This window comes from Pseudomonas sp. H26/SER47-MNA-CIBAN-0231 (genome assembly GCF_040310465.1).
GTDB lineage: Bacteria > Pseudomonadota > Gammaproteobacteria > Pseudomonadales > Pseudomonadaceae > Aquipseudomonas > Aquipseudomonas atacamensis.
Window position 1 is genome coordinate 138,412 of sequence record NZ_JBEOPW010000007.1, and the last position, 16,376, is coordinate 154,787.

At 60.0% G+C, this 16,376-nt stretch carries 17 protein-coding genes; 6 read left to right on the forward strand and 11 right to left on the reverse strand.

Annotated elements, in window-relative coordinates:
• Positions 1 to 2: 2 nt before the first annotated feature.
• Positions 3 to 881, reverse strand: coding sequence for a 4-hydroxy-tetrahydrodipicolinate synthase (gene dapA, locus AAEZ10_RS13535; protein ID WP_016771265.1), 879 nt, complete (start codon positions 879 to 881; stop codon positions 3 to 5).
• 328 nt (positions 882 to 1,209) lie between these two features.
• Between dapA and AAEZ10_RS13540 the strand changes: the two genes are divergently transcribed.
• Positions 1,210 to 1,770, forward strand: coding sequence for a glycine cleavage system transcriptional repressor (locus AAEZ10_RS13540; RefSeq protein ID WP_350569564.1), 561 nt, complete (start codon positions 1,210 to 1,212; stop codon positions 1,768 to 1,770).
• Between the two features lie 10 nt (positions 1,771 to 1,780).
• Positions 1,781 to 2,254: a peroxiredoxin gene (locus AAEZ10_RS13545; protein WP_130929414.1), complete on the forward strand. Its 474-nt coding sequence runs from the start codon at positions 1,781 to 1,783 to the stop codon at positions 2,252 to 2,254.
• Positions 2,255 to 2,373: 119 nt separating this feature from the next.
• On the opposite strand, the gene AAEZ10_RS13550 is transcribed toward AAEZ10_RS13545, so the two are convergent.
• Both AAEZ10_RS13550 and AAEZ10_RS13555 read right to left on the reverse strand, forming a co-directional pair.
• Entirely contained in the window at positions 2,374 to 3,444 is a 1,071-nt protein-coding gene (locus AAEZ10_RS13550; protein WP_016771268.1) for an AI-2E family transporter, read from the reverse strand.
• A gap of 31 nt (positions 3,445 to 3,475) precedes the next feature.
• Positions 3,476 to 3,715, reverse strand: coding sequence for a sulfurtransferase TusA family protein (locus AAEZ10_RS13555; RefSeq protein WP_016771269.1), 240 nt, complete (start codon positions 3,713 to 3,715; stop codon positions 3,476 to 3,478).
• A gap of 98 nt (positions 3,716 to 3,813) precedes the next feature.
• On the opposite strand from AAEZ10_RS13555, the gene AAEZ10_RS13560 reads away from it, so the two are divergent.
• Entirely contained in the window at positions 3,814 to 5,247 is a 1,434-nt protein-coding gene (locus tag AAEZ10_RS13560; protein ID WP_110601821.1) for a M48 family metalloprotease, read from the forward strand.
• 81 nt (positions 5,248 to 5,328) lie between these two features.
• Here AAEZ10_RS13560 and AAEZ10_RS13565 read toward each other — a convergent pair whose 3' ends face one another.
• The 4 genes from AAEZ10_RS13565 to rpoE form a co-directional block, all read right to left on the reverse strand.
• Positions 5,329 to 6,762: a DegQ family serine endoprotease gene (locus AAEZ10_RS13565; protein WP_016771271.1), complete on the reverse strand. Its 1,434-nt coding sequence runs from the start codon at positions 6,760 to 6,762 to the stop codon at positions 5,329 to 5,331.
• Between the two features lie 208 nt (positions 6,763 to 6,970).
• Positions 6,971 to 7,936, reverse strand: a complete 966-nt coding sequence (locus tag AAEZ10_RS13570) for a MucB/RseB C-terminal domain-containing protein (protein ID WP_350569568.1) — start codon at positions 7,934 to 7,936, stop codon at positions 6,971 to 6,973.
• A gap of 8 nt (positions 7,937 to 7,944) precedes the next feature.
• Positions 7,945 to 8,532 carry a sigma-E factor negative regulatory protein gene (locus tag AAEZ10_RS13575; protein WP_008077804.1) on the reverse strand — a complete coding sequence of 196 codons (588 nt, stop codon included), beginning with the start codon at positions 8,530 to 8,532 and terminating at the stop codon, positions 7,945 to 7,947.
• Positions 8,533 to 8,562: 30 nt separating this feature from the next.
• Entirely contained in the window at positions 8,563 to 9,144 is a 582-nt protein-coding gene (gene rpoE / locus AAEZ10_RS13580) for an RNA polymerase sigma factor RpoE/AlgU (protein ID WP_003172477.1), read from the reverse strand.
• Positions 9,145 to 9,702: 558 nt separating this feature from the next.
• Between rpoE and nadB the strand changes: the two genes are divergently transcribed.
• On the forward strand, positions 9,703 to 11,319 hold the full coding sequence (nadB, locus tag AAEZ10_RS13585; protein ID WP_122691666.1) for an L-aspartate oxidase: 1,617 nt from the start codon (positions 9,703 to 9,705) through the stop codon (positions 11,317 to 11,319).
• On the opposite strand, the gene AAEZ10_RS13590 is transcribed toward nadB, so the two are convergent.
• Together AAEZ10_RS13590 and AAEZ10_RS13595 are read right to left on the reverse strand one after the other, a co-directional pair.
• A complete protein-coding gene (locus AAEZ10_RS13590) occupies positions 11,288 to 11,740 on the reverse strand; it encodes a protein YgfX (RefSeq protein ID WP_071174669.1) in 453 nt (150 codons plus the stop codon). The two genes, nadB and AAEZ10_RS13590, sit on opposite strands and share 32 nt — an antisense overlap.
• Positions 11,724 to 11,978, reverse strand: a complete 255-nt coding sequence (locus AAEZ10_RS13595) for an FAD assembly factor SdhE (RefSeq protein WP_007911418.1) — start codon at positions 11,976 to 11,978, stop codon at positions 11,724 to 11,726. Before AAEZ10_RS13595 ends, AAEZ10_RS13590 begins: the two co-directional genes overlap by 17 nt.
• A 150-nt stretch (positions 11,979 to 12,128) precedes the next feature.
• Here AAEZ10_RS13595 and ygfZ point away from each other — a divergent pair, with 150 nt between their 5' ends.
• Both ygfZ and AAEZ10_RS13605 read left to right on the forward strand, forming a co-directional pair.
• Entirely contained in the window at positions 12,129 to 13,070 is a 942-nt protein-coding gene (gene ygfZ / locus AAEZ10_RS13600; protein ID WP_073473073.1) for a CAF17-like 4Fe-4S cluster assembly/insertion protein YgfZ, read from the forward strand.
• Positions 13,071 to 13,104: 34 nt separating this feature from the next.
• Positions 13,105 to 13,926, forward strand: coding sequence for an HDOD domain-containing protein (locus tag AAEZ10_RS13605; protein ID WP_016770675.1), 822 nt, complete (start codon positions 13,105 to 13,107; stop codon positions 13,924 to 13,926).
• Between the two features lie 129 nt (positions 13,927 to 14,055).
• On the opposite strand, the gene tctE is transcribed toward AAEZ10_RS13605, so the two are convergent.
• Positions 14,056 to 15,441 carry a two-component system sensor histidine kinase TctE gene (gene tctE / locus AAEZ10_RS13610; protein ID WP_024011993.1) on the reverse strand — a complete coding sequence of 462 codons (1,386 nt, stop codon included), beginning with the start codon at positions 15,439 to 15,441 and terminating at the stop codon, positions 14,056 to 14,058.
• On the reverse strand, positions 15,434 to 16,105 hold the full coding sequence (tctD, locus tag AAEZ10_RS13615; RefSeq protein ID WP_024011992.1) for a two-component system response regulator TctD: 672 nt from the start codon (positions 16,103 to 16,105) through the stop codon (positions 15,434 to 15,436). Before tctD ends, tctE begins: the two co-directional genes overlap by 8 nt.
• Between the last annotated feature and the right edge of the window lie 271 nt (positions 16,106 to 16,376).

Genomic DNA, 16,376 nt, shown 5'->3' on the forward strand with positions numbered 1-16,376 from the left:
AATTAAACCAGGACGTTGCACTGGCGCAGGGCCGAGCGCAGCGTTTCATGACAAGGGGTGCTCAGCCAGGTCAGTGGCAGGCGGATGCCTTCGTGCATCAGGCCCATTTCGACCAAAGCCCACTTCACCGGAATCGGGTTGGCTTCGATGAACAGGTCCTTGTGCAGCGGCATCAGTTTTTCGTTGATTGCGCGTGCGGTATCGGCGTCGCCCTTCAGCGCGGCCTCGCACAGGTCAGCCATTTCGCGCGGGGCGACGTTGGCGGTGACCGAAATGTTGCCTTTGCCGCCCAGCAGGATCAGCTCGACAGCGGTCGGATCATCGCCGGACAGCACGATGAAATCCTTGCTCACGCCATCGATGATCGCTTTGGCGCGCTTGAGGTCGCCGGTGGCTTCCTTGATGCCGATGATGTTCGGCACGGTGGACAGGCGAATCACGGTCTCGGCCTGCATGTCGCAGGAGGTGCGGCCGGGAACGTTGTAGAGAATCTGCGGAATGTCGACCGCTTCAGCGATGTGCTTGAAGTGCTGGTACAGGCCTTCCTGGGTCGGCTTGTTGTAATAAGGAACCACCAGCAGGCAGGCATCGGCGCCGGCGGCCTTGGCGTTGCGGGTCAGCTCGACGGCTTCGCGGGTCGAATTGGCGCCGGTGCCGGCGATGACCGGAATGCGCCCGGCAACCTGTTTGACCACGGCTTTGATGACGGCGATGTGCTCTTCTACATCAAGGGTGGCCGACTCGCCGGTAGTACCGACGGCGACGATGGCATGGGTGCCGTTCTTGAGGTGGAAGTCCACGAGTTTGCTGAGGCTGTCCCAGTCAAGACGCCCTTGTGCATCCATGGGAGTGACCAGTGCCACCATACTGCCCGCAATCATGAAACCGCTCCTGCCGGAAAAAGAGAGCGGTAATGGTACTGGCGCCAAGATGCTTGCACAAGCGAAGTACTGCGCCGCCGCCATTCCCCTTGGCGCCGCTTTTCGCTACCCTTCAGACTTTGATCGGTACAGATCAGCTTGTACGCCGGGTTTCAGCCTCCCCTTTCGGCCTCCCAGGCCCCGTTCCTGCGTCGCATCGACGCGCTCCCGCACAGCGGAGCGAGCCGCGAACGCTGGCCGGGGCTCTTTATACGGACCGCCAGAACAGGCACTCCCGGCCGCCAACGCCCGTCAACCTACCGACCGCTCATCGCTTTAGGAATGCTGCATGTCCACCCCCACAGTTCGCGAACAATTCCTTGTCATCAGTGCCCTCGGCGCCAACCCCATGGAGCTGACCAACGTCCTGTGCCGCGCCAGCCATGAAAACCGCTGCGCCGTCGTCACCTCTCGCCTGACCCGCCACGGCGAGTGGAGCGCCTTGGTGCTGGAAATTTCCGGCAGCTGGGACGCCCTCGCGCGCCTCGAAGGCAGCCTGCCATTGCTGGCCAAGCGTCACGCATTCACCGTCAACGTGGTGCGCAGCGCCGCTCTGGAAAATCGTCCGCAAGCGCTGCCTTACGTGGCTTACGTCAGCTCGGCGTATCGCCCGGACATCATCAATGAGCTGTGCCAGTTCTTCATGGACCACAACGTCGAGCTGGAAAACCTCACCTGCGACACTTACCAGGCTCCCCAGACCGGCGGCACCATGCTCAACGCCACGTTCACCGTGACCCTGCCGGCCAACACCCAGATCAGTTGGCTGCGCGATCAGTTCCTTGATTTCGCCGACGCGATGAATCTGGATGCCCTGATCGAGCCTTGGCGCCCACAAAACCCAATGTAAGGAAGCTTTCATGGCCGTTGTCATCGACCAACCGGTTGCGGATTTCACCGCGCCTGCGACCAGCGGGCAGACCGTCAGCCTGTCCGAACTCAAGGGCAAGCAAGTGGTGATCTACTTCTACCCGAAGGACAGCACCCCGGGCTGCACTACTCAGGGCCAGGGTTTTCGCGATCAATATGCGGCTTTCAAGGCTGCCAACACCGAAGTCTTCGGCATTTCCCGCGACAGTTTGAAGTCGCACGAAAACTTCAAAGGCAAACAGGAATTCCCCTTCGAACTGATCAGTGACAAGGACGAGGCGGTTTGCCAGTTGTTCGACGTGATCAAGCTGAAAAAGCTGTATGGCAAGGAATACCTGGGCGTTGATCGCAGCACTTTCCTGATTGATAAGGACGGTGTGCTGCGTCAGGAATGGCGTGGCGTGAAAGTGCCGGGGCATGTTGATGCCGTGCTGGCGGCGGCTGAGGTTCTGAATAAAGCCTGATGGTTTTGCTGCGTCGTCACCGACGCCATCGCTGGCAAGCCAGCTCCCACAGGGTTCAGCACATACAAAACCTGTGGGAGCTGGCTTGCCAGCGATGAGGCCAAAAGCCTCACCCCGATTTAAAGCAACGGCGCCACCACCGGCTCCTTGCGCGGCCACGCATCGAGCACAGCCTTGAACAGCGTCGCCAGCGGGATCGCAAAAAACACCCCCCAGAATCCCCACAACCCGCCAAACAACAGCACCGCGCAGATGATTGCCACCGGATGCAGATTCACTGCTTCCGAAAACAGCAACGGCACCAGCACGTTGCCGTCCAGCGTCTGAATGATGCCGTAAACCGCCATCAGGTAGATGAACTGATCGCTCCAGCCCCACTGGAACAGCGCAATCAGCAGCACCGGCACGGTCACCACTACCGCACCGACATACGGCACCACCACCGACAAACCGACCAGCAAAGCCAGCAGCGCCGCGTAGTTCAGGCCCAGCGCGATGAAGGCGATGTAGGTCACGCCGCCGCAAATCACGATCTCGATGCCTTTGCCACGTATGTAATTGGCGATCTGCCGGTTCATTTCCTGGGCGACGCGGGTGATCAGCGCGCGTTCGCGAGGCAGATAGCCACGCACCCATTCGCCAATCATCGCCCGATCCTTGAGGAAGAAGAACACCAGAATCGGCACCAGAACCAGGTAGATCATGATGTTCACCAGCAGCGGCAAACTCGACAACGAGAAAGTCAGTGCCCACTGACCGAACTTGCCAATCTCGCCCCGCGCCGCTTCGATCGCCTGCAGGACTTGCTCGTCAGACACCAGATGCGGATAGCGCTCGGGCAATAGAAGCAGCAGCGATTGCCACTTGGCGAGCATGCCCGGCAACTCGTTGAACAGGGTGATCAACTGATGCCACAGCAATGGCAGCACCACGACGATAAACAGCATCAGCGCGCCCATGAACAGCGCAAACACCAGCCCCACCGCCACCCCGCCGGGCACACGCAGCCGCTCGAGCGTCACCACCAGGCCCTGCATCAGATACGCCAGCACCATTCCGGCCAAAACCGGCGCAAGCATGCCGCCGAGGGTGAGCACGGCAGTGAAGGCGAGAAACAGCAGCACTGCCAGCACCACGGCTTCTTCATCGGAGAAGTAGCGCTGAATCCAGTCGCGTAACACTTTGAACATCAATAATCCCTTCGATTTTAAGCGCGGCGCTTCAGGCTTTCTTCAACCAGTAACGGTAGACGCCAGCCTCGTCTTCTTCGCGCAACAGCGCATGACCGGCGAGTTTGGCAAAGGTACGGAAATCGCGTTGCGAGCCGGCATCGGTAGCGATCACCTTGAGCACAGCGCCACTTTGCAGTTTGTTGAGTTCCATTTTTGCCTTGAGCAACGGCAACGGACAGTTCAGGCCACTGGCGTCCAGTTCCACGTCATGGGCTACAGCGTCAGTCATTGCGTCACTCCGGTTCGGGTTGTCGAGCTGCCTAGAATATCTGGTCGCGGCTTCGGTGTCCGGCTACAGTAAGGTCTTTGTCCTCCAAGGCTTTGTGCATGACTTTTCTGCGCCCTACCCTGCTGACGCTCGCTTGCCTGCTCGCCTCACCAGGCTTTGCCGACGATCTGCCGTCACTCGGCGACGCCAGCTCTGCCATTGTCTCGCCGCAACAGGAATACCAGCTAGGCCGCGCCTGGCTGGCCATGCTGCGCAGTCAGGTTTCCCAGCTCAACGATCCGCAGCTCAAGGATTACGTCGAATCCAGCGTCTACAAGCTGGTGGAGACCAGTCAGGTCTCCGACCGACGCCTGGAATTCATCCTGATCAACAGCCCACAACTCAACGCCTTCGCAGCGCCGGGCGGCGTGGTCGGGGTCAACGGCGGCCTGTTCCTCAACGCCCAGACCGAAGGTGAATACGCCTCGGTGCTCGCTCACGAACTGGCGCACTTGTCGCAACGCCACTTCGCTCGCGGCGTCGAAGCCTCACAAAGAATGCAGGTGCCGATGATGGCCGCGTTGCTGGCGGGTATCGTCATCGCGGCGGCAGGTGGCGGTGATGCCGGCATCGCCACCATCGCCGGCACCCAGGCTGCGGCGTTGCAGGAACAACGGCGCTTCTCGCGGCAGAACGAACAGGAAGCGGACCGCATCGGCATCCTCAACCTGGAAAAGGCCGGGTACGATCCGCGTTCGATGCCAACCATGTTCGAACGCCTGATGCGCCAGTACCGCTTTGACGCCAAGCCGCCGGAATTCCTCCTGACTCACCCGGTCACCGAATCGCGTATCGCCGACACCCGCAACCGCGCCGAGCAGGCGAAACCGGGCGGCATCGAAGACAGCATGCGCTACCAGTTGATTCGCGCGCGGGTGCAGTTGATCTATGAGGAAACCCCGGGGCTGGGCGCCAAGCGTTTCCGCGCCCTGCTCGATGAGAACCCGAAAAATGATGTCGCGCGTTACGGCCTGGCCATCGCGCAAATCAAGGGCGGCCAGCTCAACGAAGCGCGAGAGAACCTGAAGCAGCTGTTGGCCAAGTCGCCGAACGAGATCATCTACAACCTCGCGCAGGTCGATCTGGACATCACCAACAATCGCCTGCCCGAAGCGCAATCACGGGTCGACCGCATGCTTACGCAGTTCCCGGGCAACTATCCACTGAATCAGGTGCGTGTCGATCTGCTGTTGAAACAGAATCGCGCCGCCGATGCCGAGAAGGCACTCGACAGTCTGCTCAAGTCGCGCCCGGATGATCCGGACGTCTGGTATCAGGTTGCTGAAACCCGCGGCTTGTCGGGCAACATCATCGGCCTGCATCAGGCGCGCGCCGAGTATTTTGCACTGGTCGGCGATTACCGCCAGGCCATTCAGCAGCTGGACTTCGCCAAGCGCAAGGCCGGCAACAACTTCCCGTTGTCCTCGCGCATCGATGCCCGCCAGCGCGAGTTGATGGAGCAGGAGCGTATGGTCAAGGACATGATGGGCTGAGTCTTTCGAGACAAGACAAAAACTGCAGACACAAAAAAACCGCCTCTTTCGAGGCGGTTTCTTTTTTACCTTGTTACTGGCTTATTCCGCCAGTTTGAAGGTGATGAAGCTGGCACGGCCCTGACGCAGCACGCGCATCGACACCGAACGGTTCTTCGGCAACGCCTTGGCGATGTCGGTGAACTCCTTGGCCGAGCCGATGGCTTGATTGTTCAGGTGGGTGATCACGTCACCCGGTTGCAGACCGATCAGGGCCGCAGGACCGTCCTGCACTTCCTTGATCACCACACCACCTTTAAGGTCGTAGGTTTTCTTCTGCTCGGCGGTCAATTCACCGACCGCAACACCGAGGCGGTTGCTGCTGCTTTCAGCGCCGGATTTCGGCAGACCTGCCAGCTCCTTGTCCTCGTCCGGGATTGCGCCGACGGTCAGCTCGACGTTCTTGCGCTTGCCTTCACGAATCACTTCCAGATTGGCTTTGGCGCCAGCCTTCAGCGCGCCGACCAGATGCGGAAGATCGGCGGACATGACGATCGGCTGACCGTTCATGCTCAGGATCACGTCGCCAACCTGCAGGCCGCCCTTGGCCGCAGGGCCGTCATCCTGGATCTGCGCTACCAGCGCGCCAGCTGGCTTGTCCAGACCGAACGACTCGGCCAGATCCTTGTTCACTTCCTGAATGACCACGCCCAGCCAGCCGCGGCTGACTTTGCCACCGCTCTTGAGCTGATTGGAAACGTCCATCGCCACGTCGATCGGAATGGCGAACGACACGCCCATGAAGCCACCGGAGCGGGTGTAGATCTGCGAGTTGATGCCGACCACTTCACCGTTCAGGTTGAACAGCGGGCCACCGGAGTTGCCCGGGTTGATCGGCACGTCGGTCTGAATGAACGGCACATAGTTTTCGTTTGGCAGGCTCCGACCGACGGCGCTGACGATGCCTTGGGTCACGGTGTGGTCAAAGCCGAATGGCGAACCGATCGCCACGACCCACTGGCCGGCCTTCAGGTCCTGGGATTTGCCGAGCTTGAGCACCGGCAGATCCTTGCCTTCGATTTTCAGCAACGCCACGTCAGAGCGGGGGTCGGTGCCGACCAGCTTGGCTTTCATCTCACTGCGGTCAGCCAGACGGACGAGGATTTCGTCAGCATCGGCGATCACGTGATTGTTGGTGAGGATGTAGCCATCCGGCGAAATGATGAAACCCGAGCCCAGCGATTGCGCTTCACGCTGGCGGCCATCGCCACGTGGCGAGCGCTGCTGAGGCGGCATGCCGCGCTCGAAGAATTCGCGCAGCATCGGTGGCAGGCCTTCCAGATCCGGCATCTGCTGGTTGACCCGACGGTCCGGCAGTTTCTGCGTGGTACTGATGTTCACCACCGCTGGCGACGCTTGTTCGACCAACTGGGTGAAATCAGGCAGATCGGCCGCTTGCGCAGCAGGCACCGCCTGACCGAGCAACAGCACGGTGGCGAAGATGGAAAGGTAAGACTTCAAACTTGGTATCGACATACAGCTCCCGTTACGACGAGCAGGGTTAAGCGATATGGAGCAAAGGAACACCGGAAACCACAGACCGGCATTTTTGTTCCGGGAACAACAAACAAGGCCAGAGCCGTGAGGCTCTGACCTATAAAAAATTTTCAGGGGTTTTGCAAATGAAAATGCTCAGCAAACATTTCGACGTCTCGACGACGAAGTAGAAATGACTGAAATCAGCTCACTGCTTGCTGGTCGCAGCGCCATCGTTGTTACGCATCGATAGAGCAATTCGTTCGGCGGTGCCAATCGGGATTTCGCCAACCACCGTGACCATCATTTCACCTTGCGGTGTAGTCAAACGACGGGATACCGCGACGGTAGGGCCCAACTGGGTACGGGTATCGGTAACGGTTGCACCGTTCAACGGTTCAAGGAACACCGAGAAACGCGCCAGACCATCGTCATACATCAGACTGCTGACCTGAGTCTTGGTCTGCGCATCCTTGTGCGAACTGCTGCTGGTCAGCTCAAAGCCTGGCGGGAGCCAGTCCGAACGCCAGTTTTGCACGGTTTTCGCTGCAGAAGCCTTGTCGCTTGCAATGTTGATCGACTTGCAATCCGGGTCCGCCAACAAGTCCTTGTCCGACGGGATTTCATCCGTGTCGAGGCTGGTGAACTGGAAACGCTCGAGCAACTGCCCTTTGTCGTTCAACAGCAACGACTTGAGCGGCAGCCCGGTTTTCTTGTCCAGATGCAACTCGAAACCATAACGGTGCTGATCACGAGGCGTCAGCGACACAATCACTGCATCACGGCCGGCCACGCGCGACTTGCCAATGACGGCAAGGTCATACCAATTCTTCAGCTTTTTGGGATCCAGCGCACGGGCGGCAGCGTTGGGTGAGTCACCCAATCCCGCAATCAGAGTGCCGCTGACGCATTGAGTACGTCCATCAATGCGCACGACTTCCTGAGCAGAGCCGTCGAGCTGCAATAACCGCTCGCGGACTTGGCCATTCTGGACACGATGCCAGATGTTGTGCGTGGAAAAACTGCCGTTGCGCTCGTAAACGAAAGTGCCGTGGAAGCTCTGCTGCTGCTCGGCCTGGCCCAGACGGGTCAACCAGTCCTGGGCCTCGTCAGCGTGGGCTGGAACGATGAACCAGCCACTGAGCAGAAGCGAAAGTAGAGGGATGGCGCGCATGATCCTCCTTAACGGTTTTCCAGGCTTGCGGCACGTGCGTATGGCAGCGCGCTTTCAGTTCCTTTGAGTGCAGCCTGCTGAGCATGCTGACGCAGGTAGCCTGGCAGACGCTGATCATGCCAGCCCGGCTGACCTTGCAGAACGCCATTAGCCATAGGACCCGTCGCTTCCGAGCTTTCGCTGTAACCAGCCAGAACTGCCGGACCTTTGACCTGTGGAGTGGCCAGAGTAGGCTGATTCGACTGCTGGGCCAGTTCAACACCGGCGATTTCGTCCTGGTTGTACAGGCGAACACCGGCCAGAACGGCCACGGTTACCGAAGCGGCAACAGCGAGGCGACCCAGGTTACGCCATGGGCTGCGGGATACTTTGGCCGGAGCCGTTTCGTCTTCCAGCGCAGCGGACACTGCCGCAGCGATATCCAGACGCGGAAGCAGCAGATCCTTGTGCATGGCTGCCCGAGCGATCTGGTAACGAGCCCAGGTCTCACGGGTATCAACATCATCCAGTGCGCTGAGCACTCGACGCAATTCCAGTTCGTCCGCTTCGTTATCCATCACTGCGGACAGCGATTCCTGCAGGGCTTCACGACTCATGGCGTTCCTCTCTTGGCTGTCGCCGCTGTCTCAGTTTTCCTGCAACAACGGTTGCAGGGCTTTGTCGATGGCCTCCCGAGCGCGGAAAATCCGGGAGCGCACGGTACCCACCGGACACTGCATGACGCTCGCAATGTCCTCGTAACTCAGACCATCGAATTCACGTAAAGTTAAAGCCGTACGCAAATCCTCTGGCAGTTGCTGGATGGTCCGATGGACAGTGCCTTCGATCTCATCCCGCAGCAATGCACGTTCCGGTGATTCGAGATCCTTGAGGCCGTGATCGCCATCGTAGAACTCTGCATCCTCTGAACTTACATCGCTATCCGGCGGCCGACGGCCGCGGGAAACCAGGTAGTTCTTTGCCGTGTTAATGGCAATACGGTACAGCCACGTATAAAACGCACTGTCACCGCGAAAATTTCCAAGTGCCCGATACGCCTTGATAAAGGCTTCCTGAGCAACGTCCTGGGCTTCATGGGTGTCGTGCACAAACCGCACGATCAACCCGAGAATTTTGTGCTGATATTTCAGCACCAGCAGATCGAAAGCTCGCTTGTCGCCACGCTGTACGCGTTCGACCAGCTGCTGATCCTCTTCCTGGGTTAGCATGAACACTCCTCGATAAGCCCGGAGGAGACTTGCATTACTAAACGACCAGACTTGCAAACATAGACTCGGGCTTTTCGCAAAAGTTCTCCCCCTCCAAGCAAGTTTCCTGCGGGCTCTGATTTGGCACGCACGAAAAACGCAGCGCGGGATAAACCGGCTGCGCGAATAATCTTGTTATCGGTTTCGCCGGCAGGAATCCAAACGCAGATTCCGCACTGAAGCCGACACTGTCCCTGGTTTCTGGCACCGTCTATTGATCTTGGGCCTTTGGCAAAAGTTCCAATTATTTATAGCCGTACCCACCTGACATTGCGCAACCCTGCTCGGAAAAGACTGTTTCAGCGCCGATACAGGTGTCATTTTTCAAAATCGATGAAAAAAAACTTCCGACGAAGCACAGCGCTTTTTACTGCGCGGTAGTCTCACAATGCCATCTGGGCCCGGCTATTGTGCCGCCCAACCCCTCTATATACTAGTGGGCTGTGTGGCTGTCTTGACTCGCCGATCCAGCTGTCTTGCGCCAACCCCGACCCGGGTCGCTTTGAGCGGAATCCTGAAATGAGCCAACAGTTCCAACACGATGTTCTGGTGATTGGCAGCGGTGCTGCCGGTTTGACTCTCGCTTTGACCTTGCCCGGTCATCTGCGCATTGCCGTATTGAGCAAAGGCGATCTCGCCAACGGTTCGACCTTCTGGGCCCAGGGCGGCGTCGCTGCGGTGCTCGACGATACCGACACTGTCGAATCCCATGTCGACGACACCCTCAATGCGGGCGGCGGCTTGTGCCATGAAGACGCCGTACGCTTTACCGTCGAGCACAGCCGCGAAGCCATCCAATGGCTGATCGACCAAGGCGTGCCGTTCACCCGCGACGAACAGTCCGGCACTGAAGACGGTGGTTTCGAATTTCACCTGACCCGCGAGGGTGGCCACAGCCATCGACGGATCATCCATGCTGCCGACGCCACTGGCGCTGCGATCTTCAAGACCTTGCTGGCCCAGGCCAAAGAGCGCGATAACATCGAATTGCTGGAACAGCGCGTCGCCGTTGATTTGATCACCGAACGCCGCTTGGGCATGGAAGGCGATCGTTGCCTGGGCGCTTACGTGCTGAACCGCGCCACCGGCGAAGTCGACACCTACGGCGCAAGGTTCGTGATTCTGGCCTCGGGCGGCGCAGCCAAGGTCTACCTTTATACCAGCAACCCCGACGGCGCCTGCGGTGACGGCATCGCCATGGCCTGGCGTTCCGGTTGCCGGGTGGCGAACCTGGAATTCAACCAGTTCCACCCGACCTGCCTGTATCACCCGCAAGCCAAGAGTTTCCTGATCACTGAAGCGTTGCGTGGCGAAGGCGCGCATTTGAAGCTGCCCAACGGCGAGCGCTTCATGTATCGCTTCGACAAACGCGCGGAGTTGGCGCCTCGTGACATTGTCGCGCGGGCCATCGATCATGAAATGAAGCGCCTGGGTGTCGACTGCGTATATCTCGACATCAGCCACAAGCCTGAATCGTTCGTAAAAACTCACTTCCCGACTGTTTATGAACGCTGCCTGGGCTTCGGCATCGACATCACCAAACAACCGATCCCGGTCGTCCCCGCCGCGCACTACACCTGTGGCGGCGTGATGGTCGATCAGCACGGCTGCACCGATGTACCCGGGCTCTACGCCATAGGCGAGACCAGTTTCACCGGTCTGCACGGCGCCAACCGCATGGCCAGCAACTCGCTGTTGGAATGCTTCGTTTATGCCCGTTCGGCAGCGGCGGACATTCTCGCGCAACTCGATGACGTCGCGGCGCCAAGCGCCCTGCCCGTCTGGGATGCCAGTCAGGTGACCGACTCGGATGAAGACGTGATCATTGCGCACAACTGGGACGAGCTGCGGCGGTTCATGTGGGACTACGTCGGCATCGTGCGCACCAACAAGCGTCTGCAACGGGCGCAGCATCGGGTGCGTCTGCTGCTGGATGAGATCGATGAGTTCTACAGCAACTATAAAGTCAGCCGTGACCTGATCGAGTTGCGCAACCTGGCACAGGTTGCCGAATTGATGATCAGCTCAGCCATGGAACGCAAGGAAAGTCGCGGGCTGCATTACACCCTCGACTATCCGGATATGCTCCCCGAAGCGCTCGACACTATTCTGGTGCCGCCCACCTACGCCGGCTGAACTTGAGCCGCACTCGCAGGCGTCGGTGCAGATCCGCTGCCTGCGAGTCACGTGGCACGCAGATCGACCTGACCCGCCACTCTCCGCGAAGGCGAAAGCGCAGCACCACGATCAACGGCAGCGCCAGACTGTCCGGGCGCAGTTGCACCGCTTGCCAGCCATCAGCCTGATTCCACACCTGCCAGCCATCGCCATCGCGGCGCAAGCCGCAAAATGCTTGCGGATGGTTCAGCAGAATCTGCCGTGGCAGCATCCAAAAACCGTGCAGCGCACAGGCGCAAGCGCCGAGCAGACTGGCCCAGAGCGGAATCGACAGCAGACACAGCGAACCCATGGCGAACGCCTGGGCCAACAGATACGCCGCCAGCAACTGCCGTGAGGCATGCCAGCGGCATTCGAACGTATTACTTGGGCTGGACACGATCCAGAATCATCCGGACCATGCGTTGCAGCTCGGGATCTTCCGACTCGCTGCGCTCCATGAACCAGCCGAACATGTCCTGATCCTCACAGGTCAGCAAACGCACGTACAGATCGCGATCCACTTGATTCAACGTCGCGTAAACCTCCTGCACGAACGGCACCAGCAGCACGTCAAGCTCAAGCATGCCGCGACGGCTGTGCCAAAAGAGGCGATTCAGTTCAACTTGTTCGACCATGGAGCCCTCCTCGAATTTGCCGGGCAGTATACAGCCCCGGCGCGGGCCGCACAGTCGGCTTTGGTCGGGGACCCCTGATCCTTTATCAACTACCCATTTCAACCCTGCCCCCTTATGATGTGCCCCAGTCTATTTACCCTGCGATGACCCATGGCCGATTCTGCTTTTTTCTGCACCCTGTCTCATGAAGGCGTACTCGCGGTTCGCGGTGCGGACGCCGGAAAATTCCTGCAAGGCCAGTTGACCTGCAATATCAATTACCTGAGCGACACCCGCGCCAGCCTCGGCGCCCGCTGCACGCAGAAAGGCCGGATGCAGTCGAGCTTCCGCATCCTGCTTGAGGGCGACGGCGTGGTGATGGCGATGGCCAGCGAGCTGCTCGAGCCGCAACTGGCCGACCTGAAAAAGTACGCGGTGTTCTCCAAATCGAAACTGACCGACGAAAGCGCCGCCTGGGTGCGCTTCGGTCTGGCACATGGCGATGCAGCCCTGACCAGCCTCGGTCTGGCACTGCCCGCCGAAACCGACAGCGTTGTGCGCAATGAAGGCCTGATCGCAATTCGCGTCTCGCCCGAGCGCGCCGAACTCTGGGTGCCTGCCGCTCAGGCGCCGAACATTCAAAGCCAACTGTCCGCCACGCTGGCTGAGGGCGAACTGAATCAATGGCTGCTGGGCCAGATCCGCGCCGGTATCGGCCAGGTCATGCCTTCCACTCGCGAACTGTTCATCCCGCAGATGCTCAATCTGCAGGCGGTCGGCGGGGTGAGCTTCAAGAAAGGTTGCTACACCGGCCAGGAAATCGTTGCGCGCATGCAATACCTGGGCAAGCTCAAGCGTCGGCTGTACCGCTTGCGCCTCGACGCAGCCGAGTTGCCGGAGCCCGGCACTCAACTGTTCGCCCCCAGCCACAACAGCTCGATCGGCGAAGTAGTGCTGGCGGCCAATGCCGAGGGAAACATTGAACTCCTGGCCGTGTTGCAGGCCGAAGCTGCCGAAGCCGGTGATTTGCGTCTGGGCGCCCTCGAAGGCCCCGCGTTGCACGTGCTCGACCTGCCTTACGAACTGGATCGCGACCGCGAAATCCAGCGTTGATCGCAGCATTGTTGCAACATCCTAGAGAGTCCAAATGAGCGAACTGGCGGAAAAGGTCCAACAGGATTTGGTTGCGGCCATCGATAACGATGACCTGGTTCTGCCAACGTTGCCGGAAGTGGCCCTGCAAATTCGCAAGGCCGCCGAGGATCCGGAAATCAGCGTCAGCGATCTGAGCAAAGTCATCGGCCGCGACACCGCGCTGTCGGCGCGCCTGATCAAAGTGGTCAACAGTCCGCTGCTGCGCGCTGCGCAGGAAGTCACCGACCTGCACACCGCCATCACCCGTTTGGGCATCAACTACAGCAGCAACCTGGCGATCGGCCTGGTGATGGAGCAGATCTTCAATGCCCGCTCCGAGGTGGTCGAACAGAAGATGCGCGAAGTCTGGCGCAGCAGTCTGGAAATCGCTGGCGTCAGCTATGCGCTGTGTCGTCGTCACACTCAGCTCAAACCCGATCAGGCGGCACTCGGCGGGCTGGTGCATCAGATTGGCGTGTTGCCGATTCTGACTTACGCCGAAGACCACAATGAACTGCTCTCCGATGCGGTCAGCCTGACCCATGTGATTGAGCAGATTCACCCTTTGCTGGGCGAGAAATTGCTGCGGGTCTGGGAGTTTCCCGAGCGCCTGGTGCATTTGCCGTTGCTGTATCAAGACTTCAGCCGCGACTCGACGCGCATCGATTACGTCGATGTCGTGCAGGTGGCCAATTTGTATTGCCGCAAGGACACCGATCATCCGTTTGCGCGGATTGATCCGTTTAGCGTGCCGGCGTTCAGGAAGCTGGGGATTGATCCGGAGAACAAGCAGTTCTGCGCGGATCTGGAAGAATCGCGGTCGATGTTCTACTGACCTGTAGTGAGGGGATTTATCCCCGTTGGGTTGCGAAGCGACCCTAGACTCTGCGACCCGGACCGCGACTGCTGCGCAGCCGAGCGGGGATAAATCCCCTCGCCACAAAAACCCCTCGCCACAAAGGTATTACCCGGCAATAAAACTGACCCGCACCTTCAACCCTGCCTGCTCGCCATCATGCAAGGTGATCTGCGCCAGATGCGCGCGACAGATCTCGCCGACAATCGCCAAGCCCAGACCTGAACCGGCAACCTGCTGATTGCGCCGGTAAAATCGCTCGAACACCCGATCACGCTCGTGCAGCGGGATGCCCGGCCCGTCGTCCTCAACCTCAAGCACCGCCGGGGCCGTGACCCGCAGAATCACATTGCCGCCCGATGGCGTATGCGCCAGCGCGTTGTCGACCAGATTGCTCAGCAGCTCATTGAGCAGCGTCGGCTCACCGCGCAGCCACACCGGCTCATCCGCTTCAAGCGCCAGCGCCACGCCGCGCTTGTGCGCCAAAGGCGCCATGGCCATGCCCAGCTCCCGCGCCAATTGGCTCAGATCGAGCAACTGCGCGCCGCCCTCGGCAATCGCCCGCGCGCCGTTCTCGACGCGGGCCAGCGATAGAAGCTGATTGGCCAGATGGGTCAAGCGATCGGTGCTTTGCGCGGACGATTCAAGGGTGGTGCGCCAGGTCTCCGGCTCGTTCGAGCGCAGGCCCAGTTCCAGGCGTGCCTTGAGTGCGGCCAGCGGCGTACGCAACTCGTGAGCGGCATCGGCGATGAACTGCGCCTGCCGCTCGAACTGGCCGCGCAGACGCTCGGTGAAATGATTGAGCGCGCGAACCAAGGGTCCCAGTTCATGCTGCACTTCCACCAGCGGCAGCGGCCGCAAGTCGTCGGGCTGGCGTTCCTCAACAGCGGTTCTTAACCGCTCCAGCGGGCGCAACGCCGCACTCACCGCGAACCACACCAGCAGCAATGCACCCACGGCCAACATGCCCAGGCGCAGCAACGTATCCGCCGCCAGACTGCGCGCCATACTGACCCGCGCTTCGTCGGTTTCAGCCACGCGGATCTCCGCCATGCCGTTCATGTTCGGCTCGCTTACGGCCTTGAGCAGGCTGACCACGCGCACGTTCTGGCCGTTGTACTTCGCATTGTAAAAGCGCGCCAGCGCCGGATAGCTGTCGGTGCGCGGCGTGCCGGGCGGTGGCCCGGGAAGATTTTCGTAGCCGGAAATCAGCTTCTGGTGAATGTCGTTGACCTGGTAATAGATGCGCCCGGCGCTGTCGTAGGCGAAGGTGTCCAGCGCCACGTAAGGCACATCGGCGCTGAGGCTGCCATCGCGCTGCGACAACCCGGCAGCGATGGTGCGTGCCGAGGCCAGCAGCGTGCGGTCATACGCGGTGTCGGCGGCTTCGCGACCGTTCCAGTAAGCGCTCAAACCACTGGCGAGCATCAGCACCACCAGCAACCATCCAAGGTTCCACAGCAACCGCCAGCGCAGGCTGCTGGGCTTATGCATCGCGGCTTTCCAGCAGATAGCCGAGGCCACGGAAGGTGACGATGGCCACGGGCTGGCCATCGAGCTTCTTGCGCAAGCGGTGCACGTAGATTTCGATGGCGTCGGGGCTGGCTTCTTCGTCGAGGCCGAACACCTGCGCGGCCAGTTGTTCTTTGCTCATCACTCGCCCCGGCCGCGCGATCAACGCTTCGAGAACGGCTTGCTCGCGCGAGGTGAGGGTCAGCAGTTCGTCGCCGAGGGTGAAGCGCCGCGTATCGAGGTCGTAAGCCAGCACACCACAGCGCTGCTGACGCTCGCCGCCCAGGACACTGCGGCGCAGCAAGGCTTTGACCCGCGCTTCCAGTTCCGTCAATTCGAACGGCTTGGCCAGGTAGTCGTCAGCACCGAGATTGAGGCCATGCACGCGATCCTTGACGTCACTGCGCGCGGTCAGCATCAACACCGGCAGGTTCTTGCCCCGTGCACGCAGCCGCGCCAGCACCTCGAAACCGTCCATGCGCGGCAGGCCGACATCGAGGATCGCCACCGCGTATTCCTCACTGCCCAGCGCCAGGTCGGCGGCCACGCCATCGTGCAACACATCCACGGTCAGACCGGTGCTCTTGAGCGCCTGAGCCACGCTTTCGGCCAGTTGCAAATGGTCTTCGACGAGCAGGACACGCATGGATTTTTACCTCGTTCAGGGTTGGCCGACGCCACGCTTTGTCGCGGAGTTTACAGCCGCAACCGCCGCTGTGAAGCCCGAAAAACCGTGAAAGACAATTGAAAGGTTGTTGAAAGGTTAGCCGGTTAGAGTCGGGCCACGGACAGTTTCGACTGTCGCCGCTGCCGCCACACAGCGCAACGAAAAACGCCATGAAGCGTTTTCGACTCATAAGAACAATAACGGAGTACCCCAGCATGCCCTCCATGCGCACCAAGGCTGTAACGCCTGC

Coding starts and splice junctions, on each gene's coding strand:
- dapA (WP_016771265.1), bottom strand. CDS start 881: ATGATTGCGGGCAGTATGGTGGCACTGGTCACTCCCATGGATGCACAA.
- AAEZ10_RS13540 (WP_350569564.1), top strand. CDS start 1,210: ATGTCCACCCCCACAGTTCGCGAACAATTCCTTGTCATCAGTGCCCTC.
- AAEZ10_RS13545 (WP_130929414.1), top strand. CDS start 1,781: ATGGCCGTTGTCATCGACCAACCGGTTGCGGATTTCACCGCGCCTGCG.
- AAEZ10_RS13550 (WP_016771268.1), bottom strand. CDS start 3,444: ATGTTCAAAGTGTTACGCGACTGGATTCAGCGCTACTTCTCCGATGAA.
- AAEZ10_RS13555 (WP_016771269.1), bottom strand. CDS start 3,715: ATGACTGACGCTGTAGCCCATGACGTGGAACTGGACGCCAGTGGCCTG.
- AAEZ10_RS13560 (WP_110601821.1), top strand. CDS start 3,814: ATGACTTTTCTGCGCCCTACCCTGCTGACGCTCGCTTGCCTGCTCGCC.
- AAEZ10_RS13565 (WP_016771271.1), bottom strand. CDS start 6,762: ATGTCGATACCAAGTTTGAAGTCTTACCTTTCCATCTTCGCCACCGTG.
- AAEZ10_RS13570 (WP_350569568.1), bottom strand. CDS start 7,936: ATGCGCGCCATCCCTCTACTTTCGCTTCTGCTCAGTGGCTGGTTCATC.
- AAEZ10_RS13575 (WP_008077804.1), bottom strand. CDS start 8,532: ATGAGTCGTGAAGCCCTGCAGGAATCGCTGTCCGCAGTGATGGATAAC.
- rpoE (WP_003172477.1), bottom strand. CDS start 9,144: ATGCTAACCCAGGAAGAGGATCAGCAGCTGGTCGAACGCGTACAGCGT.
- nadB (WP_122691666.1), top strand. CDS start 9,703: ATGAGCCAACAGTTCCAACACGATGTTCTGGTGATTGGCAGCGGTGCT.
- AAEZ10_RS13595 (WP_007911418.1), bottom strand. CDS start 11,978: ATGGTCGAACAAGTTGAACTGAATCGCCTCTTTTGGCACAGCCGTCGC.
- ygfZ (WP_073473073.1), top strand. CDS start 12,129: ATGGCCGATTCTGCTTTTTTCTGCACCCTGTCTCATGAAGGCGTACTC.
- AAEZ10_RS13605 (WP_016770675.1), top strand. CDS start 13,105: ATGAGCGAACTGGCGGAAAAGGTCCAACAGGATTTGGTTGCGGCCATC.
- tctE (WP_024011993.1), bottom strand. CDS start 15,441: ATGCATAAGCCCAGCAGCCTGCGCTGGCGGTTGCTGTGGAACCTTGGA.
- tctD (WP_024011992.1), bottom strand. CDS start 16,105: ATGCGTGTCCTGCTCGTCGAAGACCATTTGCAACTGGCCGAAAGCGTG.